Origin of the sequence: Streptomyces lydicus, from assembly GCF_001729485.1 — a bacterium.
Taxonomy (GTDB): domain Bacteria; phylum Actinomycetota; class Actinomycetes; order Streptomycetales; family Streptomycetaceae; genus Streptomyces; species Streptomyces lydicus_D.
The window spans coordinates 4,053,285-4,072,126 of the sequence record NZ_CP017157.1 but is presented as its reverse complement, the minus strand read 5'-3'; the positions used below and the strand labels follow the sequence as shown (position 1 = coordinate 4,072,126).

The window sequence follows — 18,842 nt, the reverse complement described above, 5'->3', positions numbered from 1 at the left end:
CAACCAACTGTTCCCAGCTCCCACCGACAAGCGCTCTTCGTTCTGACCTACGCAGCCAACCTGTCCTTCTTCGGCACCCGCGGGCCCGGGGTGCAGCGCGCGTCATCAGTCGAACCTGTACGTAGAGAGAGGTACGGCGCGCAGCGGGCCCCTTCGGCGGGTCGGCCTGCCCGTGTACGACCGCCACTGTGCGCTGCCCCTGCTCGGAGCCGGCGCTGCCACCTCCGCGCCGCCCGCAGCCCTCGCCCTCGCCGGCGCCCCTGGTGATCGCCTCCCTGCCCGGCGCCGCCGCCCTTGTGCTGCAGGCGGCCCCACCGCAGAACTCCAAGGACCGGCTGGAGTGGTGGCGCGACCGCCGCCGCCACCGCGGACACCTCGCCCGCACCCGCCAGCCGCTCCCGGCGGTGCCCGACGAACGACGCGAGTAGCTCGGCCTCGGGGAACACAAACGGAACCGTGGTGCGGGCCTGTCCGGCGGAGCATTACCTACGGCAGGTGAACCGTGGGCAGGGATCCGCCGAATGCGGATGGCAACGGGGCGTCAGGCCATTGCGAACTTGGCAACGTACTCGTCGAAGGGCTCAATGCCGACTTCTGCGCGGAGTTCGTCCACGCGCTCGGGCTCTTCACAGGGCCAGGGAAGCGGTGCCCCGTCCTTCACGCCGGCGATCTGAGTGCCGTAGATCTGCTTGCGGCCCTCATTGACCAGCGTGCGGTCGCGCAAGAAGGCCAGCTCGCGTGGGCTGGCCGAGCCTGCCGAGACCGCCTGCTGCATCAGCTTCAGGGCGCGTCGCTGAATTTCGATCTGCCGGTCAGCGTGCTGGGCGATCAGCCACGCTGCCCGCGCGGCCTCCTCGCCGACCAGTTCCTCCGTCGGCCAGCCATACTCGTCCATGATCTCGCCGAGCCGGTCACCGTGCTGTGCGGTCAGCCGGCGCCAGGCCAGCTGCTCGGCAGGGTCGTCGCTGTTCGCGCGGACTGCGGACTGGTGATCCGTCGCGGCCATGTCCGTGAGTTCCACGGCCAGCGCGGCAACGTCGTGCGCCACTCTCAACTCCCAGGTCAGATCAGTGCGTTGTGTTCGTTGGCGGCAAGCCTAGGGGCGCGAAACGGGCGTAAAGATCATTCCGGAGAACGGTGACAGGCACGTCCCCGCGCGGGGATAATGGATCTACCCCCGAAGCCAGAGGCGGATCGCTGCGACGATCACGGTGCCCTGGAAGACGTAGGCGCGCTTGTTTGAACCTCGTGGCCACGGCGCGGGATTTCTTGAGGGCGTTGATCGTCCGCTCGACTTCGTTCCTCGCTTGTAGATCGTCTTGTCGAAACCGGTGGGCCGTCCGCCCTTGCGGCCGCGGCGTTGGCGGTTGGCCCGCTGGTTCTTCGGCTCGGGGATAATGTGCCTGAGCTGCCGTCTGCGCAGGTAGCAGGCATCGGGCAGGGTCTGCGGGTGTCTGACGATCTTGTTCCTGATGATCTGTGGGAGCGGATAGTCCCGCTGCTCCCGGCCCGTCCGCCGCGGCGACGCCGCTTCCCCGGCAGGTGGACGACCGCGTTGCCTTGGCCGGCATCGTCTACGTGCTGCGCAAGGGGGTGAGCTGGCGGGACGTCCCGGCCGAGCGGATCGGCTGCAGCAGGGTGACCTGCTGGCGCCGTCTGCGGGACTGGACCGAGGCGGCGTGTGGCCCCGCCTGCACGAGACGTTGCTGGTTGAACTCCGCAGGTCCGGTCTACTGGAGATGGACGACGCGGCAGTGGACGGCTCGCATGTCAGAGCTCTCAAAGGGGGCTCACACCGGGCCTTCGCCGGTCGGTCGGGGCAGGCCAGGCAGCAAGCACCATCTGATCGTCGACCGGCACGGCACACCGCTCGCCGTGGCGCTGGCCGGCGGTAACCGACACGACGTCACCCAGTCGATTCCGCTGCTGGATGCCATCCCCCGTATTAGGGGACTGCGAGGCCGGCCACGGCACCGGCCACAGAGGCTGTTCGCCGATCCCGGTTACGACTTCGACAAGTACAGGCACCTTATCGCCAAACGGGGCATCACACCGAAGATCACCCGCCGCGGCACTCCGCACGGCTCTGGCCTGGGCAAGACCCGTTGGGTGGTAGAGCGCACCTTCGCCTGGCTACACCAATTCAAACGCCTGCGGATCCGCTACGAGATACGCGCCGACCTCCACCAAGGACTCCTCGAACTTGGCTGCAGCCTCATCTGCTCGAGACGACTACGCACGGCATTCTGAAACATCAGTAGGGCCGTCCTCACCCTGGACAGGCAACGCTGACGTTGCTGATCGGTATGCCTTGGCCATGGCGTGGAAGGAGCGCTTGGGTGCGAGGCTGCCGTCGGACATCAGCTTGCATACCCCGTAGGAGGCCATGTCGAGGTCGAAGCGCGGGTCGGCGTGATGTGGGTACTCGTAGCCGGCGAAGGTGAACCAGAAGGCGGTGTCCACACCTTCCTCGTCGAAGACGGCGAGCATCTCGCGCAGGTAGTGGGCCTGCTCTTCCTCGTCGCGGACGTAATCGCCGTTGATGCGGGGCGGATCGGCGTCGTGATCGACGACATCTACCCAGCCCAAGCCGCCGCGCTCGGCTGCGCCCCGGTAGGTGCAGCAGCCGAATTCGGTCGCTGCGAGCGGCTTGCCGTGCCGGAAATACTCGCGCAGGCCCTGGCGGAAGGCGTCACTGGAATCGCCGTAGGCGTCCGCACTGACGATGTCGAAGGGCGCCCAATCGACCTGTTCCCACGTTCCGGAGGCGTAGGTGATCTTTCCGCGGAATCGTGATCGCACCGTCTCTGCGATGCTGGCCAGCAAGGAATTCAGCCGGGCAGGAATCTCGGCGAGCACGGCCAATGCCTCGGGGGCGCCGCTGGCCAGGGTTTCGATTCTGGCGAAGCAGTCGTCTCCGGGGAGAAAGTCGGCGGCAAACAGGCTCAGCTCGCAGCCGGTGACGAAGACGTCCGCTCCCACCTCCTGGGCGCGGTCGGCACAGGTGGCGAAGTAGGGCAGCAGCTCTTCGGCGGACACTTCGCAAGGGAATGGGGAGAACCAGACCTCAAGCCCGGCATCGGCGGCGTGCCGGGCGGCAAGGGCCAGTCGTCCCGGGTCGCCGCCGGTGATCCGCACGGCATCGCAGTGCAGGTCTTCTGCGATGACGCGGATCTCGCGTCGCACCGCGTCGGTGTCGAAGACGTGCCGCGAACTCTTTCCGCCCGGAGTGAAGCCGGTGTCGTAGGTGATGCCTTTGGCTCGCATGGGATGCTCCTGACAATCGATCGATATCTGTTGCTGCATCTCACCGGGCGTCGGTGGGGGTCGGTTCGGCGGACGGATCGCATGGACGACCCGAGGTGTGTCTGGAGATCAGCTCGACGGCGACCTTGGCCGCGCTGCCACCTCACTTCTCCCTAAGAGACCACCTGACACGTGTGTTCGGCGATCGGAGCCGAACGTTAGGTACGAGTCGAAATGCCAGTCAACGGCGATCTCCTCGGGACCGCGCTATTTGCGCTGGTCAGCTACGCAACTGGCGGTTGCAATGACAGTGATGGTCAATGCACAGCGAAAGAGAGGGTGTTGCAACGAGCGGCGACGAGTGCACACACTGTGTGCCGAGACGACCGAAGTAGAGGAACCGACCCGATGCCAGGACGCAGGCTGACCAGAGCCGACCGGCAACAGATCGCCGCGGGGTTGGCGCAGCACCTGAGCTACGCCGACATCGCCAGACGCCTGAACCGTCCCGCCTCGACGGTGAGCCGCGAGGTCGCGCGCAACGGCGGACCTGCCCGGTACCGCGCGGAACTGGCACAGCTCGCGACCACCCACCGAGCCCAGCGCCGGCCGCAGCCCCCCTCCCCGGTGCAGCGGACCATCGAGCATCTCGGCCCCGCCCCCGACGCAACGGCCGCGTTGGTCACCGACCTCGCCACAGCACTTGTCGAAACCGGCCTCCCGCGCACCGCCGCCCGCGTGATGGCCTGCCTGTTCGCCTCCGAGACCGGCAGTCGCACCGCCATCGAGATGGCGCAGCACCTGCAAGTCAGCGCGGCGACCATCTCGCACGCGGTCCGCCTGCTGGAACGGCAGGAACTGATCCGCCGCGGTCGCGATGCCGGTGGCCGCCGCCACCGATATTTCCTCGACGACAAGGCGGGCTTGCGGACCGTCGCGGCCGGCGTCGCCGCCAACCAGCGGTTCGCCGCCACCGCGCTGCGTGGCGCCGAGCTCTTCGGAGCCGGGACCGCTGCCGGTTCCCGGCTCGCCCTGGCAGGCCGATTCCTCGAACGCCTCGGCGATGACCTCATACGCTCCGCTGAAAAGCACTGGCTTGACATGGTTGGTGAAAGGGGCGACGCATACATGCTGACGAGCCACGCGGAGTAGTACGCGGCCTCACTCGGCCTGGCGATCGACCCGACATTCGAGAAGCTCGGAGCCTGAAGATCACCCGCCGCGGCACCCCGCACGGCTCCAGACTCGGCAAGACGCGGTGAGCGGTGGAGCGCACCTTCGCCTGGCTCCACCAGTTCAAACGCCTGCGGATCCGCTACGAGATACGCGCCGGCCTCCACCGAGGACGCCTCGAACTCGCCTGCCGCTCATCTGCTTGAGACGACTACGCATCGCATTCCGAAACGATCAGTAAAGAGACCCGAGCCGCCCCGCCGTCGCGCAGCAGGGTAAGGGCCTCGTCGGCCGTTGGCCGGCCGTCAGCGTGGCATCAATGTGCGTTCCGTGTGGAACAGCACCAGGCACCGTGTGCAGTACTACACGCAGACCAATTACCACGCGCGTGTGGGGCCCACGCCGTCCGGCGCGGGTGGCAACCTACAGGGCAGTTACCAGATTCGCTCGTTCCGACCGCAGTAGGGCGGTCGGCGGGCTGGCTCCCCCACTCCTCGGCCGCTCCGGCTCTCCAGGGCACGGTGGCAGTCCCTGTCGCCGTGCCCTGCGCAAGCATTGCGTGACGTCCCAGACAGACCTCAGCGGTTACTGCGTCCCAGCACGTCAGGGCCTGGGCCGTCCCACAGGGTCCCCGGCCCGGCGGCGGGGCTGGGCGTCCACCGGCGGCATCGCCATGCTCTTCCCCAGATCGGCCACACCGTTTGTCACGAAGGGAATCACGCCCATGATGTCCACACGTCTGACCGCCCGGAGCGGCCTCGCTGCCGCTGCCGTCACCGCGATCGCGGTGGTCGCACCGCTCCTCACCGCGGACGCCGCGTCCGCCAGCGGTACGAAGTTGACGCAGGCACAAGCCGCCGGCCGGCTGCGGGCGGCAGGTCTCAGCTGGAGCTCCAGCGGCCACTGTTCGGACCGTAACAACCGGCGGTGCACCTCGTTCTCCCGGATCAACTCCGGCACCGTCAGCGGGATCATCACCTTCAAGCGGGCCAGTCACTGCGCGGTCACCATCACCGGTGGTACCGAGACCGGCCACGCCTCCGGCCGGTACAGCCACTGGAACGGCTACAAGGTCGACATCACTCCGACCAGCTGTGTCACCACGTACATCAAGCGCGAATTCCGTTACATCGGCAAGCGCGGCGACGGCGCACCGATGTACCGGTCCTCTGCCGGCAACATCTATGCCCGCGAGAGCAGTCACTGGGACATCACCTACCTGTGACGGGACTCCGCGGCGCGCGCTGGGCTCCGGCCCGTCCGCATGACGCGGGGAGAAAGGAGCGAGACATGGTGGGCATCAGGTGGGCGATCTGGAACCGGCGGACCTGGTTCCGTTAGATCTCGTGGTCCTAGCCGCGGTCGGCGTACAAGGGCACGTAGGCGTCCTCGCCCCGTTTCCGCCCTCACGCAGGGACTTCCGGCAGGAAAGCCAGCCGACTTTCACATTTTTCGATGGCACGCGCTCGGGGTTCGTACCGTCGTCCATGGGACGCCTCCTCAAGGATTGCGCGCGCGAGCCTTCGTCGGAGCCCGGGCGCGGTCACGTGTCGGGGCGCGCCCGGGTGCTGCTCCCGCAGCACGCTGTCCGTCGATGTCGTCCAGCACTCGGGCCGGGTCATCACCACCACCGCAGGGCCGCCACCGGCACGGTCCTCGACTCGCGCAAGGGCGCCGCCGTCGACACCGTGGCCACCAGCGCCAGGCGCCGGGTCAGCGTTCCCCGTCCGCTCTTCCCCTCTCCAGGACGGCCTTGACCGCGGCGAGCAGCCGCTCCCCCGCGCGGTCGACGCTCCCGTTCTGGGCACTGATCTGGGCGCCCTCCATGAGGAAGGTGATCTCGGCGGCGGCCTCGTCGGGATCCCGCACACCGGCCCTCTCGCACATGTCCGTGAGCCGGCGACGCTGGGTGGCCTTGTGGTCCTCGATCAGCCGACGAGCCGGGTGCTCCCGGTCGGGCAGGCCGGCGACGGAGTTGACGAAGGGACAGCCCCGCTCCGCGACATCCGGCAGCCCCTCGACGAAGAAGCGCGTCACGGCGAGGACCTGCGCCCGGCCGTCGCCGGGGTGCTCGCTCTCCGTCCGGTCGAAGGCGGACGAGTAGCCCGCCGCGACGATGCGCAGCCACTCCTCGATCAGGGCGTCCTTGGTGTCGAAGTGCCGGTACAGAGCCATCTTCGTGGTCTTCGCCCGCTCGGCGATGGCCTGGACCCCGACGGCCCTGATGCCCTCGCGCAGGAAGAGCTCCTCGGCCGCATCAAGGATGCGCTCGCGCGGGGGCAGCCGGGCAACTCTCGTGTCCCGCCCGGGCCTTGGGGGGCTGCTCGCCATCTCCGCCTCACTTCGGTCACCGTCGCCGACTGCTCTCCGCCCATGCTACGTTACCGATCAACCCCGAACGATACCGATCGGTATCATGCGGGACCGATCGGACCACTGCGAGGCCGAGCGTGAAGCTGCACGAGTACACCCAGTACGACGCCGTGGGGCTGGCCCGGCTCGTGGCACGAGGAGACGTCACCGCCACGGAGCTCGCCTCCGCCGCCCAGGAGGCGATATCCGAGGTCAATCCCCACCTCAACGCCGTCGTGGAGAACTGGCCCGCCGAGGACGCCCCGGACCCGGGCAGCACCCCGCTCGCCGGCGTCCCGTTCCTCATCAAGGATCTGGCCGTGGCCATGAAGGGCAAGCGCGTCGAACTGGGCAGCCGACTCGCCGCCGGCAACGTGGCGGCAGCCGACTCCTTCCTCATGCGACGGTTCAGGAGGGCCGGCCTGGTGACGCTGGGCCGTACGGCGTCCCCCGAATTCGCCTACAGCACCACCACGGAGCCGGTCCTCCACGGAGCGACCCGGAATCCGTGGGACCTCACCAGGACGCCGGGGGGCTCAAGCGGCGGGTCGGCCGCGGCCGTCGCCGCCGGCATCACGCCCCTCGCGCACGCCACCGACGCGGCCGGCTCGATCCGCGTCCCCGCCGCCAGTACGGGGCTGTTCGGTCTCAAGCCCACCCGCGGCCGTGTCTCCATGGGCCCGGACGCCGACGAGGTCTTCAACGGCCTGGCTGTACACGGCGCCCTCAGCCGGACCGTGCGCGACAGCGCCACCCTCCTCGACCTGATCCAGGGCCCCGAAAACGGCGACCCCTACTTCGCGGCACCTCCCCGGCGCCCATACGCCGAGGAGAGCACCCGCGACCCCGGGCGGCTGCGCGTCGGACTGCTCACCACCCCCTGGAACGGACGCGCCGTGGAACCGGCCGTGCACGAAGCCGCCCTGGCCGCGGCCCACCTGCTGGAGTCGCTCGGCCACCGGGTCGAACCCACCGGTGTGCACCTCGGGGTGAGCTGGGAGGAATTCGTCCTCGCCAACGCCCGGCTGTGGACGGCGAACCTGGTGACCTGGATCGACGGCTTCGCCGAGGCGTTCGGCCGCCCCGTGGACGAGACGACCGTCGAGCTCGAGATGCTGGCGAGCTACGCGTGGGGACGCCGGGTGAGCGGCGCGGACTTCGTACGGGCCCTGGAGGTGCGCAACCGGGTCGCCCGCTCGATCGGCGCACATTTCACGCGTCACGACGTCCTGCTGACACCCACCCTTCCCGAACTTCCCGTGCCCCTCGGCACCTACCACCACGGAGCGAAGGGGGCCGACGGCCTGGGCTGGCTGGAGCACCTGTTCCACAGGTCGCCGTTCACCGCCGTCTTCAACGTCGCCGGCACCCCCGCCATGTCGGTGCCCCTGGCGGCCGATCCGGCCACCGGCATGCCCATCGGCCTCCAGTTCGCCGCCGGCTACGGGCGCGAAGACGTGCTGTTCCGCCTCGCCGGGCAACTGGAGCGGGCCGCTCCCTGGGCGCGACGCACTCCCCCCGTCCGGGCGGGCGCGCTCCCCTACGCCTGAACCCGCCGTTGCCCCGGTCGCCGGGGGCGTTCCACGCTCTCGTCGGCAGGTCTTGGCAGACCCCTCCGGCAGCTGGAGCATTCCCCTGCCGCTCCCCACCCCACCCAACTCCGGCCAGTCGGCCGGAGTCCGCCGAGCGAGGTCAGCCGGTCTTGGCGGGCCCTTCGGCTCATGCTCGGTCAGGACCTGGAAGAGGAGTTGGCGCCGTGGCGGTCGAGTTCCATGGAGGCGAGTTCGTCGATGCAGAAACGATCGACGCGGCCGTAGCGGGCGATGGTTGGACTGAGCGGCCTTGGTGAGCCGGGCGCGGGACGACCGGTGCGCCTCCCGCAGGTGGGGTGCGCACCGGCCGCCGTGTGACCGGGATCCGTCGCGGTCAGTCGTTACGGGTGGCCTTGAGGCGCCGTATGTCGAAGGACCATATGCCGCGCCCGTGGGTGGCGGCGTACAGCCTGCTGTCCGGGCCGAGGCGCAGCTGCAGCACAGCCGCGGTGGGCAGGTTGCGTCCCAGTACCTGCCACTTGGTGGCACCGGCGGGTCGGTAGAAGGTGGCCAGGTCGGTGCCGAGGGCGAGGCCGCCGTTCGGGAGCAGCTTGACGGTATTGGCGGGAACATCGGGCAGGTTCGCGGAGATGTCCGTCCAGTCGGCGCCGCCGTTCTTCGACTCGAAGAGGTGGCCGACGCCGGCGCCGGGGCCTTCGGTCCACTTGCGGGAGAAGCCGTTGACCGCCACGTAGACGTGCTGGGCGTTGGCCGGGTCGACCTCGAAGCCGGAGATGTAGCGGTTGGGGAGGGTGACGTCGGCCGGAAGGCTGAGCTGGTGCCAGCCGGTGCCTCCCCCAGACTCCGTCCGGGAGGTACCCCCAGCGGGGCCGACCGCGATGCCCCGGGTGAAGCCCTGGTTGTTGCAGGGTCCGCACCAGCCGACGTACACCGTGCCGCCCGAGGACGCCACGGCAGTGGCCACATGCCCGTCACCGAGGTCGTACGCGTTCTTCCACTCCGCACCGGAGCGGATCGCGAAGCCCTTGGTCTGCACCCACACATGCCGGCCACCGGCCACCCAGGTGTTGCTGTCCTCGGCGTCGGCGGTGATCGGGGCGATGAAGCGGGCACCCGCACCGCCCAGGTCCTTGTCCGGCGGCGCGACCTCGTACTCGGTGGCCTTGGACGGGTCCGTGGCCCACGAACCGTCGTTCTCCCCGCAGTTCTGGGTGACCCACATGTCGAGGTAGACGTACTCCGCCGCGATATTGCAGCCGTTGGCGGGATCGGTGATCGTGTCGGCGCCGTCGCCGCCGAAGTTGGAACCCATGACCCTGTCCCGGCCGCGCAGGATCGACTGGCCGTTGTCCTGCAAGCCACCGGTCACCGAGACGCCACCGTGGGTGAGGTCCTTGCCGACGCCCACCGAGTAGTACTGAAGGGTGTCGAGGGTGCCGTCGTTCAGGGACTGCCAGTCCGTGGCATGGCCGCCCGAGTCAACCCTGCCGTTCAGCGGGCGACGGTAGATGCCGCCGTCATTGCCGACGTACGCCCAGGTCTTGCCTTTGTAGCTGCCGATCGCGACCGCGTGCTGGTCGGAGTGGGTGGTCTGCGAGCAGTCGCCGGTCTGTTTGGCCGGGTCGATGCTCCAGCAGGGAAAGGGGAAGTTCCAGTACGGGCCCGGCGTGAACCAGCTCGTACCGTCGTTCTTGGTCTCGAAGACTTCCTCCAGACCGAGGTAGACATGGTCGGCGTTGGCCGGGTCGACCTGGAGGAACTGGTTGTACCAGGACTGGATGCCTGGCTGGTAGCCGGCACTCTGGAGCGCGGATCCCGATGCCTTGAGCTTGGTGTAGTCGGCGATCTGCGTCCACGGTCCGAACGGCGAGCCGTTCTTCGACACGTACACGCCCTTGAGGCCGCTGTCCGGGTTGTCGGCGGTCTGCGCCGGCGACTGGTCGATGGCGTACAGCCGCGAGCCATCGGCAGCGGCACCGAACGTCATATTGCCCACGTCGTCATGGCCGGTCGGCAGGTCACCGAGCCCGCTGACCGGCTTCCAGTTCCCATCGTCCTGCTTGGTGTACAGCCCGTTGTAGGTATCGCCACCGCGCCAGCCGACGGCGAGCAGGACCTTGGACGGATCCTTCGGGTCGACGGCGATGTCGTTGGCGATGTTCTTGTACGGCGCGCTCGGGTCGTCCGCTTTCGAACCGCCCGGTAGATAGTCCGGGTTGGGGGCGAACTCCAGCTTCCACGGCCCGGACAGGGTGGTGGTGGGGTGCGACCAGACGCCGCGGCTGGTCGCCGCCCAGACCTTGGCGCCCGCGAACCGCAGCGCATGGATGACGGTGCTCTCCAGCTCGGCGCCGCCCACCCGGCCGCCGGGCCGGAACTGCCCGTGCCGCGGGTCGCCCAGGACGTAGACGCCCGTGCCCACGAAGGACGTTGCCCCGGTGTTCGACTCGCCGGTGGCGTACCAGAGCCGCTTCTTGCCGTCCAGGGCGAGGGTGCCCGTCGACAGGGACGGCAGCTTGTCGGCGATCGGTTCCCAGTGCCCACCGCCGGTCTTCGACCGGAAGACGCCGCCGTTGGCACCGCCCGCGTACACATAGCCCTGGTCGTCGGCGGCGATCCCGGTGATCCGGCCGGTCACCTTCCCGGCACCGCCGCTGGAGTTGGAGTTCACATCGCGGTAGCGCGGGTCGTCGGCGTTGTACGCCTCCTTGGTGACGTGGTCCCAGTCGCCGTGCGTGTGCCGCATGGACTGGAGCTGCTGCCAGGCCGCCCCGTAGGCACCGGGCGCGACCACGCCGGGAGCCGTGCGCGCCTCCGTGAACTGGGCAGTGGCTTCGGCCGAGTTCTCCGCCTCGTCGGAGCCGTCGTCCCCGCTTCCGGGGGCGGCGACGGCGGATCGTCCGCCGTGGTGGTGCACCGCCTTGATGTGCTGGCGGCCGATATCGGCCTGGTGGCGTGCGTTCCAGGGCCGGGGTCCGGAGTCACCTGATGCCGCGAACGACTGGCTACTGACCAGCCCAAATGCGGCGGCTACGACGGTGCAGGTGATGAACCGCCGACGATGCCATTGGGGCAGCATGCCCTCTCCTCCCTGCGCCGGCTATGGGGGCGGCCCGACGCGGAGGAGATCTTGGCGTGTTCGCGACAGCACTGCGAAGGGGGCCGCAGGAAAAATGGTGGGGAGTTTACGCTTGCGGCCCGCATAGAACCGAACTTCCTGTTAATCACCTCTATTTGAGGCTATCGACGGTGATGCCGGAGATCAGGCGCGACCGGCTCTCGGCACCCCGAGCGAGTCCGGCAAGCCCCCTGATTCCCAAGCTCGGAGCGCGGGTTCGATTCCCGTCGCGCGCTCCAGAGTTGAGGCCCCGGTCGGGGACCTGGGCCTTGTGCGTTGTCCGGGCCGGTGCAGGCGTCCGGCGTCGGATCCGCGGCACGGCCCCGGTCAGCCCGTGGGCAGGGTTTCGTGGGCCCAGCCCGCCAGGAGGCGCAGGGCGGTGTGGGAGGGGGAGTCTTCCTCCACGGTGTGGGCGATAAGGGCCTGGTCCGGATCGTCGGGGAGGCGTAGCGTCTCGAAGCCCAGGTCCAGTTCGCCGACGACCGGGTGCCGGTACACATAGCGGCCGTGGGTCTTGTCCTTGAGGCGGTGCTCGGCCCAGGGCTCGCGGAACTCGGGACTGGCGTCGGAGAGTTCGGTGAACAGCTCAGCCGTCCGGGGATACCGCTGAGAACGACGACGGCCTCCGCTGCGCTCGCGCTGGAGGCCGTCGTCGGGTTGACGGGCGCTGCGATGGGCAGGGCGACGGGGTGCTGTTCGCACCGGCTCCCGGGCCGACGAAGCGCAAGCCGCGCCCGCCGACCCGAACATCGCACCCTGCGATTTCTGCCGGCCGGACACCGAGGTGGGTCTTGACGTGGCCTAATGGACCATGTTCCACATCTGGTACCGGTTGGTGTGGTTGTAGCAGGTGGTCTTGGCGACCGGGGCGCCCTGCGGGTGGCCTTGGTCCCACAGCAGCTGATTCCAGTGTCCGTCCTGCCCGCGATCGAGGCAGAGCACCTCGTTGAGGTTGTAGTCTGCCTGGTAGTTGGCGAACTGCCAACTGTTGCGAGGGTTGCCGGAGCTGTTACCGACCCAGGTCATGTTCCACTGGTCGTGGTAGTCGCTCGAATCGCACCCGGCCGCGCGGGTTGCGAACCAGCCACTGGGAGACGAGGCGGAATGCGACCACTGCACTCGCAGGCAGTTGCCCTCCTTGCGATGGACGATCTGCACCCGGTCATAGTAGCCACCGACGTTGCTGTCGTAGGACACGACGTCCCACCGCTGCCACGGATTACCAGGCTGGCACGGATTGATGTAGACATCGCCGCCGTTGGAGTCCAGGCAGTAGCCGGTGGCGTAGTCCTGGAGCATCACGTTGTACTGGTAGGTGTTCGCTTGGGCGGTACCCGTCGTTCCCGCCACTGCCGCAGCCGCCAGCAGGCCGGCCATCAGTGCCGATCTCACCTTTAACTTCACCGAGAGTCCCCTCTCCCCGTACCTCAGTGGTACGCACGAGAACCCTGACAGGCGAGCGAACAGGCGAATAGGGGATGGAAGGTCAAGAAACGGTTCATTCCGCTCCCGACGTCCGCGCGCTCACCCGCCGGGAACTCCGGGTCTTCACCGTGTGCGATGAAGACCCGATGCAGGGCCTGCCCCACCTCATGCAGGGCCCGCCGGAGTGTCTGGGATCGGCGTCGCCTGATCCCACGAAACTTGAACCACATCGGCATCGCACCTATCCCGTCGGACACGCCCCAAGCCCTTGGTGCCTTGGACCGTTGCCGCATCATCACGGCGTTTCGTTCACTCGACTCACGGCCTTCCACAGCTGCCCAGCGTTCCCCCTCGGTCTGGACATGAGGGTGAGTCGTCGCAGTCGGTGGGGGCCCCAACGCTCCTCCCCCGCCGTGCGGACGGCCCAGCCCTGTTCGGACCGGGCGGGCTCGATCATGACTGACCGATCGTCACCGATGCGGTCAGCCAAGAACTCCTCACAAAAGTGGCGGACTTGACCTGGTCAGAGGTCGCTGTAGCGCACGAGACCGCCAGGTATCGGGACGCAGTCAGTCGCGCAATCGCACGCGACAAACCTTGCGACATCGGCGTTCATCCCCGGGATACTGGTCGCCCATGGATGAGGTCACAGTCGTTGTCGCCCATTCCGAGCGCGCGACCCTGCGCGTCGGTGACGTGTTCTTGAAGGTGGACGCCGATCAGGCGCGCCTCGACGTCGAGGTCGAGGCAATGTCCCTCGCGCCGGTCCCGACCCCGGAGGTCCTGTGGCGCAAGCCGCCCGTGCTCGCGGTCGCCGCACTCCCGGGGACGACGCTTGGGCGCCTCGGCGGGCCGTCGACCGGGTCGTCGGCGGCGTGGGCCGCGGCGGGCGCCGCCATCCGGAAGCTGCACGACGCGCCGCTGCCGCCCCGGCCCGGCCGGGCCGGCCGGAGCATCGTCGCGCTGGCGGCGGAACTCGACGACGAGTGCGAGTTGCTCGTGACGAACGGCCTCCTACCGGCTGACCTGGTCACCCACAACCGCCAGGTCGCCGAGGCCGCACTCCGGCCATGGACACCGGCGTTCACGCACGGCGACCTGCAGATCGCGCACGTCTTCCTCGACGGCGACGAGGTCACGGGCATCATCGACTGGTCCGAGGCGGGCCAGGGTGATGCCCTGTACGACCTCGCCACCTTCACGCTCGGACACGAGGAGCACCTCGACGACGTCGTCGCCGGCTACGGCACCGACATCGACCTCGACCTCGACGTGATCCACGCGTGGTGGTCGTTGCGAAGCCTGCTGGCAGTTCGCTGGCTGATCGAGCACGGCTTCGACCCGTTCGCACCGGGCTGTGAGGTCGACGTACTGAGATCCCGGATGTGAGGCTGGGCGGGCCCGACTGCTACGGATGCGCTCTGACGCACCGAGCAGGCCATCCCCTGGGCTGATCGCCCGCCCTCGCTCTCGACAAAGTACGGTGCGCAGTCGTCGCCAGCAGATGGGACGGCGCAGCCGATGGTGACGAACCGCGTGGTGGATGTCGTCGCGGATCTCCCAGCGGGTACGCAGGCGGCGGAACCAGTGCAGCAACGCAGTCGCTCCTTCCGCGATCCAGCGGTACACGCCCCGACCGGAGCCGTGCCCGGGGCCGTGCCGGGCGATGTGCGGGGTGATCTGGAACCGGCTCCGGTCGGCGCACGGGTGTCCCGGGGCGCAGGTGGTCCAGCGCGGCCCACGGCTCCTCGCGCTCCGCGTTCTTGCTGGACTTCTTGTCGGCGAAGATCCGCGCACATCCGGCGGCCTCCAGGGCAGCGATCCGCCGATCGAGCAGCTGGCCCCTGGGTGGATACCTGGGCGTATCCGATCCGGGCGCCGGCTGCGGACGCGAGGAGCGCCGCCAGGGGCGGCGAAAACCTGGTGTGCGGGGCCGACGGAACCGGGTAATGTCTTTGTCATGTTCTTCCAGACGCCGATTCACGAGTGAGAGCGTGACGGGCCCCTGCGGACGTCCTTCTACGTCACCGTGCCCGTCCCCCACCGATGAATCCGTAGACCACTTCACATCAATCCGGGAGAACCCATGAGCAAAAACATCAACAACCCCGTGGGCATGGGCGGCGGCCAGCGCAAGAAGCTGTCCCGCACCGAACGGCAGAACAACGGTCCGCACCGCAACCTCGACCGCCAGGGTGCCGCCGACCAGAGGGCGGAGCTGGTGCGCAAGATGCGCGAGAAGACAGGCGCAGCTGAGGGCACCGGGCCGACGGGCGACGACGCTGCACAGAGCTGAGGCACCGCCGCCGCAGGGCGGCACTGCACGGGGCAGGGCCCGGACCGCGACGCGCTGTCCGGGCCCTGCTGCCGTATCGGGGCGCTGCTGCCGCACCGGGCGCGGCCGGTCCCGCTCAGCTCTCGGCCGACCACCCGGGGCAGCCGCGGATTCAGCAGTCGCGTCACCGCCACCACCCCAAGCTGCACCAGCAGCGTCACCACCAGCGCGTTTCCCGCACCCAGCCCGGGCGACACCGCCAGGAAGAGCGTGCCGAGCGTTGCCACCCCCACGGCCGGCGAGGACTGCTGCGCAGTCACCATCACCCCGCTGCCCACCCCCGCCCGGTCCGCCGAAGAGCACGATCCGCAGCAGCATCGGGAGCTGGCAACCCTGGCCCAGTCCGCCCAGCAGCAGACTGGGGGAGCCGGTCCACGAACCCCCGGGGTGATGGTGCTTTCCGCGCTTCCGGTCGCCGAACTGCGCGGGAGGCGGATGCATTCACCCTGGAGATCTGCGAGGTCGATGTGCGTATCCAGCGTACGAATTGGGAAATCGATCTGCTGGACTGAGCAGTCCAGCCGGCTGGGACGATGTGGAGCAGGTAGCAGCTTCGGAGAACGTGCACCCACCGAGGGCTGGCGGCTTTCCAGCCCACTCCTGACGCGGGATGAGCAATGCGGAAGTTTGACTCCCCATCAACGGTGCAGCTCAGCACCGCGCACAGGTAAAGGTGCACATGGCACAGCACATCGCCACGTGCAGATCCGAGGCGGCGAGGGCGGGTTCGGGGCCTTTCACCTCGCAACACCCTGGAGAACGGCGATCTCCAGCGGATACCGTTGGCGATTTTGGCGGCGCTCCATCCAGTCTTCCATCGCGAACGAGACTTCCACGAAAGCCAGGTCGTTTGAGAACGCTGGCCACAGTCAGTCTCAAACGACCTGGCGACCGCGCTGGCCAGCAACCCACCACACGCCAGACGCAGTGCCACAGGGCGGCAGGTCACACCTGTACCTCGTGCGCGTTGAAACGCCGGCGCCTGGAAGGCCACGGCCGCGCCGGGAACAACCGGGCCGGTCGGCACAGTTGCATCGACCGAGGAACCGGCGCCGCACGGGCGGGAGCACGGAGACCAAGAGGTCGTCCGCCCCACCAGGGTCCGGGCCCCAGATCGCGGTACGCCCGCCGCGCGCTCGGACCAAGACGTATTTCTGCAGGAGGAATGTTTCATGACTGACCGGCCCTTGACGCTCATGGCAGTACACGCCCACCCCGACGACGAGGCCACCGGAACCGGAGGGGTTCTCGCGCGGTACGCGGCGGAGGGCATCCGCACGGTTCTCGTGACGTGTACCGACGGCGGTTGCGGTGACGGACCGGGGGGTGTCAAGCCGGGCGATCCCGGGCACGATCCGGCGGCCGTCGCCTTGATGCGCCGTCAAGAACTCGAGGCGGCCTGTGACGTCCTGAAAGTCAGCGATCTGGAGATGCTGGACTATGCCGACTCCGGGATGATCGGCTGGCCGAGCAACGACGCCCCCGGATCCTTCTGGCAGACCCCCGTGGAGGAAGGCGCTGCCCGACTTGCGGAACTCATGCGGCACTACCGACCCGATGTGGTCGTCACCTACGACGAAAACGGCTTCTACGGCCACCCCGACCACATCCAGGCCCACCGCATCACGATGGCGGCGCTGGAGATGACCGCGCTGACACCGAAGGTGTACTGGACGACGATGCCCCGCTCGATGATGCAGCGGTTCGGGGAGACCATGCGCGAGTTCCATGAGGACATGCCGGAGCCGGATCCTGCCGAGGCCGCCGCGCTAGCCGCGATCGGCCTCCCCGATGATGAGATCACCACGTGGGTGGACACCACCGCATTCAGCGGTCAGAAGTTCGATGCCCTGGCCGCGCACGCCAGTCAGGGCGAGAACATCTTCTTTCTCAAGATGGGCAAGGAGAGGTTCGGCGAGTTGATGAGCATGGAGACCTTCGTACGCGTCAAGGACGTCACCGGCGCGACCGTACCCGAGAACGATCTCTTCGCCGGACTGCGCTAACGGCGCGATCGAGCGGGTCACAGATCCGAAGGCTCGTTCACGCGAGTTCCGCTCCGGGAGCCCGCGTCCAGGCACCAGCCGGCCGCATCGAAGCGTGCCCGCGCCCGCGGGGTTGGTCCCCCGGGTCCTGCGCTTGCGGGTAGCGGGGTGCAGCGGCTCCCCGTACCCGCGGGATTGCGACCGTGGGAGCTGCGCATCACCACTGGGGCCGGTCCCCCACGTATGACGCGAAGAGCTGAAGGCAGCCAGGTGCCGGTCCATTACCGTGAGCTCACGAACGGTCTCGTCCGGACGGATCCAGAACGGCCGTATGCGCTGGGAGGACGGTCGCCAGGAGTTGTCTTCACATGTCAGCCCACATCAGGAGCGATGCGGGGGTGACGGCTGCTTGGTAGGACTCGGCGGTCCATCTACCAGGACCGCCGCGCCCACGTCTGGGACAACACCGACGCCACCGCCACACTGCGCAACGACCACCGCCGCATCGTCGACGCCCAGAGCTGGGGACGCCACGGTCACTGACCCGCCCTGAACCGGCCGGTGAGCTGTGCCGCTCACCAGCCACCAGGTGCGCCGCAGGCCCGGGCCTGCGGCGCACCGCTGCGTCCGGTCGTTCGGCTGCATGGTTCGGTTCCTTCTTCTCAACGCAGTTGCTCGGCCAGTCCGACGATGATGCCCTCCGGGCCGCGGAGGTAGCAGAGCAGATAGCTGTCCTCGAACCGGGCAATTTCGCCGACGAGTTCGGCGCCGTGAGGGCGCAAGCGGGCAACGGTGTCCTCGATGTCGTCGACGGCGAACATCACGCGGTGCGTGCCCAGAATGTTGTGCGGCCGGTTGCGCGGCCCGGCGCTGATCGCCGCGGGGCTGCGGTACTTCGACAGCTCGATCCGGCTGTGACCGTCCGGGGTCCGGACCATCGCGATGTCACAGCGGACGCCGTCGAGTCCGGTGCACTGGTCGGCGAAGCGGCCCTCGACCTCCGCCCTGCCCTCCAGCTCCATACCGAGTTCCATGAAGAACCCGATGGCGGCATCCATGTCCTCGACGACGATGCCGACGTTGTCCATGCGCTGAATCGCCATGCTGGTTTCTCCTTCTCCCTCGTGCGGCCGGTGGTGGCCGCTGAGGTCCCTGGGACGGAGCCGGTGGCACGTTCTCGACACCCTCAGACCGCCGAACTCCGAAAATCTGGATCGCGCCTCAGCACCGCTACCCAGTCCCGCGAGCCAGGAGGAGGACAGGCGCGAGACGCGCGATTCTTGACCATAACGTTGCCTGCTCAACAACCGATGGACCTTTCTTCACGCGAGGGCCGTGCGGGCAGCGGATCTGTGAGCGATGATCCCGCCATGACGAGCCTCCCCTGGCGCCGAGTGCGCACCCTCGAACTGAACGACAAGCTGATCCCCGACCCCAACGCCCAGCACATCAAGCTCGACCGACTCCACAGCGTGCGAGTCGCCATCGACGGTTCCTTCCTCCACATCGATCCGCGGCCGGCGGACGAATGGAAAAAGCCGGGGGAGTTCACCATCTACACGGTTCCGGCGAGCAACGTCCTGGTCATGGAGTCCCAGGAGCAGGTGAAGTCCGGCAAGGTCGTCGGATTCTGAGGCTTGGGCCCTACATCTCGC

General features: G+C 68.3%; 17 protein-coding genes and 5 pseudogenes. 12 read left to right on the top strand and 10 right to left on the bottom strand.

Annotation, left to right across the window (positions count from 1 at the left end; genetic code table 11):
- The first annotated feature begins 188 nt into the window (after positions 1 to 188).
- Positions 189 to 428: a hypothetical protein gene (locus tag SL103_RS37890; RefSeq protein WP_164492829.1), complete on the top strand. Its 240-nt coding sequence runs from the start codon at positions 189 to 191 to the stop codon at positions 426 to 428.
- 113 nt (positions 429 to 541) lie between these two features.
- Here SL103_RS37890 and SL103_RS17600 read toward each other — a convergent pair whose 3' ends face one another.
- Together SL103_RS17600 and SL103_RS36080 are read right to left on the bottom strand one after the other, a co-directional pair.
- Positions 542 to 1,048, bottom strand: coding sequence for a DUF6624 domain-containing protein (locus tag SL103_RS17600; protein WP_069569964.1), 507 nt, complete (start codon positions 1,046 to 1,048; stop codon positions 542 to 544).
- Between the two features lie 123 nt (positions 1,049 to 1,171).
- A pseudogene (locus SL103_RS36080) lies at positions 1,172 to 1,426 on the bottom strand (IS5/IS1182 family transposase); the annotation flags it as partial.
- Positions 1,427 to 1,479: 53 nt separating this feature from the next.
- On the opposite strand from SL103_RS36080, the gene SL103_RS36075 reads away from it, so the two are divergent.
- Positions 1,480 to 2,250 carry an IS5 family transposase gene (locus tag SL103_RS36075; RefSeq protein ID WP_347877850.1) on the top strand — a complete coding sequence of 257 codons (771 nt, stop codon included), beginning with the start codon at positions 1,480 to 1,482 and terminating at the stop codon, positions 2,248 to 2,250.
- Here SL103_RS36075 and SL103_RS17595 read toward each other — a convergent pair.
- A complete protein-coding gene (locus SL103_RS17595; RefSeq protein ID WP_208869889.1) occupies positions 2,233 to 3,306 on the bottom strand; it encodes a hypothetical protein in 1,074 nt (357 codons plus the stop codon). The genes SL103_RS36075 and SL103_RS17595 overlap by 18 nt on opposite strands.
- A gap of 348 nt (positions 3,307 to 3,654) precedes the next feature.
- Here SL103_RS17595 and SL103_RS17590 point away from each other — a divergent pair, with 348 nt between their 5' ends.
- From SL103_RS17590 to SL103_RS17585, 4 genes and pseudogenes are all read left to right on the top strand, one after another.
- Complete coding sequence (locus tag SL103_RS17590; RefSeq protein ID WP_069569962.1) at positions 3,655 to 4,398, top strand: helix-turn-helix domain-containing protein; 744 nt, start codon at positions 3,655 to 3,657, stop codon at positions 4,396 to 4,398.
- 56 nt (positions 4,399 to 4,454) lie between these two features.
- Positions 4,455 to 4,660: pseudogene (locus SL103_RS38350) on the top strand (transposase); the annotation flags it as partial.
- Between the two features lie 65 nt (positions 4,661 to 4,725).
- Positions 4,726 to 4,884: pseudogene (locus SL103_RS36070) on the top strand (peptidase inhibitor family I36 protein); the annotation flags it as partial.
- A gap of 259 nt (positions 4,885 to 5,143) precedes the next feature.
- Positions 5,144 to 5,644, top strand: a complete 501-nt coding sequence (locus SL103_RS17585) for a hypothetical protein (RefSeq protein ID WP_069569961.1) — start codon at positions 5,144 to 5,146, stop codon at positions 5,642 to 5,644.
- Positions 5,645 to 6,132: 488 nt separating this feature from the next.
- Here SL103_RS17585 and SL103_RS17580 read toward each other — a convergent pair whose 3' ends face one another.
- Complete coding sequence (locus SL103_RS17580; RefSeq protein ID WP_069569960.1) at positions 6,133 to 6,750, bottom strand: TetR/AcrR family transcriptional regulator; 618 nt, start codon at positions 6,748 to 6,750, stop codon at positions 6,133 to 6,135.
- Positions 6,751 to 6,869: 119 nt separating this feature from the next.
- On the opposite strand from SL103_RS17580, the gene SL103_RS17575 reads away from it, so the two are divergent.
- Positions 6,870 to 8,321 carry an amidase gene (locus SL103_RS17575; RefSeq protein WP_069569959.1) on the top strand — a complete coding sequence of 484 codons (1,452 nt, stop codon included), beginning with the start codon at positions 6,870 to 6,872 and terminating at the stop codon, positions 8,319 to 8,321.
- 162 nt (positions 8,322 to 8,483) lie between these two features.
- Here the strand turns inward: SL103_RS17575 and SL103_RS36895 are convergent.
- The 3 genes and pseudogenes from SL103_RS36895 to SL103_RS17565 all read right to left on the bottom strand — a co-directional run.
- Positions 8,484 to 8,614: pseudogene (locus SL103_RS36895) on the bottom strand (IS21-like element helper ATPase IstB); the annotation flags it as partial.
- 83 nt (positions 8,615 to 8,697) lie between these two features.
- Positions 8,698 to 11,403 carry a glycosyl hydrolase gene (locus SL103_RS17570; RefSeq protein ID WP_069569958.1) on the bottom strand — a complete coding sequence of 902 codons (2,706 nt, stop codon included), beginning with the start codon at positions 11,401 to 11,403 and terminating at the stop codon, positions 8,698 to 8,700.
- 366 nt (positions 11,404 to 11,769) lie between these two features.
- Positions 11,770 to 12,144 (bottom strand): hypothetical protein, encoded by a 375-nt coding sequence (locus tag SL103_RS17565; RefSeq protein ID WP_244303942.1) that lies wholly within the window; start codon positions 12,142 to 12,144, stop codon positions 11,770 to 11,772.
- Here SL103_RS17565 and SL103_RS39550 point away from each other — a divergent pair.
- Positions 12,110 to 12,247 (top strand): DUF6233 domain-containing protein, encoded by a 138-nt coding sequence (locus tag SL103_RS39550; RefSeq protein ID WP_432215401.1) that lies wholly within the window; start codon positions 12,110 to 12,112, stop codon positions 12,245 to 12,247. The genes SL103_RS17565 and SL103_RS39550 overlap by 35 nt on opposite strands.
- Here SL103_RS39550 and SL103_RS17560 read toward each other — a convergent pair.
- The gene (locus SL103_RS17560; protein WP_069569957.1) at positions 12,244 to 12,819 is read right to left on the bottom strand and encodes a hypothetical protein; all 576 of its coding nucleotides are present in this window, start codon (positions 12,817 to 12,819) and stop codon (positions 12,244 to 12,246) included. The genes SL103_RS39550 and SL103_RS17560 overlap by 4 nt on opposite strands.
- Before the next feature lie 684 nt (positions 12,820 to 13,503).
- Between SL103_RS17560 and SL103_RS17555 the strand changes: the two genes are divergently transcribed.
- Positions 13,504 to 14,256, top strand: coding sequence for a phosphotransferase family protein (locus SL103_RS17555; RefSeq protein ID WP_069569956.1), 753 nt, complete (start codon positions 13,504 to 13,506; stop codon positions 14,254 to 14,256).
- 697 nt (positions 14,257 to 14,953) lie between these two features.
- Positions 14,954 to 15,163 carry a DUF6243 family protein gene (locus tag SL103_RS17550; protein ID WP_069569955.1) on the top strand — a complete coding sequence of 70 codons (210 nt, stop codon included), beginning with the start codon at positions 14,954 to 14,956 and terminating at the stop codon, positions 15,161 to 15,163.
- Positions 15,164 to 15,288: 125 nt separating this feature from the next.
- Here SL103_RS17550 and SL103_RS38745 read toward each other — a convergent pair.
- A pseudogene (locus SL103_RS38745) lies at positions 15,289 to 15,547 on the bottom strand (MFS transporter); the annotation flags it as partial.
- Positions 15,548 to 16,374: 827 nt separating this feature from the next.
- Here SL103_RS38745 and SL103_RS17545 point away from each other — a divergent pair.
- Positions 16,375 to 17,208 carry a PIG-L family deacetylase gene (locus tag SL103_RS17545; RefSeq protein ID WP_069569954.1) on the top strand — a complete coding sequence of 278 codons (834 nt, stop codon included), beginning with the start codon at positions 16,375 to 16,377 and terminating at the stop codon, positions 17,206 to 17,208.
- Positions 17,209 to 17,849: 641 nt separating this feature from the next.
- On the opposite strand, the gene SL103_RS17540 is transcribed toward SL103_RS17545, so the two are convergent.
- A complete protein-coding gene (locus tag SL103_RS17540; RefSeq protein ID WP_069569953.1) occupies positions 17,850 to 18,290 on the bottom strand; it encodes a VOC family protein in 441 nt (146 codons plus the stop codon).
- Between the two features lie 267 nt (positions 18,291 to 18,557).
- On the opposite strand from SL103_RS17540, the gene SL103_RS17535 reads away from it, so the two are divergent.
- Positions 18,558 to 18,821: a hypothetical protein gene (locus tag SL103_RS17535; RefSeq protein WP_164492828.1), complete on the top strand. Its 264-nt coding sequence runs from the start codon at positions 18,558 to 18,560 to the stop codon at positions 18,819 to 18,821.
- Positions 18,822 to 18,842 lie beyond the last annotated feature (21 nt).

What these genes read in the sequence shown, in the direction of transcription:
- SL103_RS17545 (WP_069569954.1), top strand. Translation starts at nt 16,375, where the DNA reads ATGACTGACCGGCCCTTGACGCTCATGGCAGTACACGCCCACCCCGAC.
- SL103_RS17560 (WP_069569957.1), bottom strand. Translation starts at nt 12,819, where the DNA reads ATGGCCGGCCTGCTGGCGGCTGCGGCAGTGGCGGGAACGACGGGTACC.
- SL103_RS17540 (WP_069569953.1), bottom strand. Translation starts at nt 18,290, where the DNA reads ATGGCGATTCAGCGCATGGACAACGTCGGCATCGTCGTCGAGGACATG.
- SL103_RS17595 (WP_208869889.1), bottom strand. Translation starts at nt 3,306, where the DNA reads ATGCAGCAACAGATATCGATCGATTGTCAGGAGCATCCCATGCGAGCC.
- SL103_RS17570 (WP_069569958.1), bottom strand. Translation starts at nt 11,403, where the DNA reads ATGCTGCCCCAATGGCATCGTCGGCGGTTCATCACCTGCACCGTCGTA.
- SL103_RS17580 (WP_069569960.1), bottom strand. Translation starts at nt 6,750, where the DNA reads ATGGCGAGCAGCCCCCCAAGGCCCGGGCGGGACACGAGAGTTGCCCGG.
- SL103_RS17550 (WP_069569955.1), top strand. Translation starts at nt 14,954, where the DNA reads ATGAGCAAAAACATCAACAACCCCGTGGGCATGGGCGGCGGCCAGCGC.
- SL103_RS17535 (WP_164492828.1), top strand. Translation starts at nt 18,558, where the DNA reads ATGACGAGCCTCCCCTGGCGCCGAGTGCGCACCCTCGAACTGAACGAC.
- SL103_RS17590 (WP_069569962.1), top strand. Translation starts at nt 3,655, where the DNA reads ATGCCAGGACGCAGGCTGACCAGAGCCGACCGGCAACAGATCGCCGCG.
- SL103_RS17585 (WP_069569961.1), top strand. Translation starts at nt 5,144, where the DNA reads ATGATGTCCACACGTCTGACCGCCCGGAGCGGCCTCGCTGCCGCTGCC.
- SL103_RS17555 (WP_069569956.1), top strand. Translation starts at nt 13,504, where the DNA reads ATGGATGAGGTCACAGTCGTTGTCGCCCATTCCGAGCGCGCGACCCTG.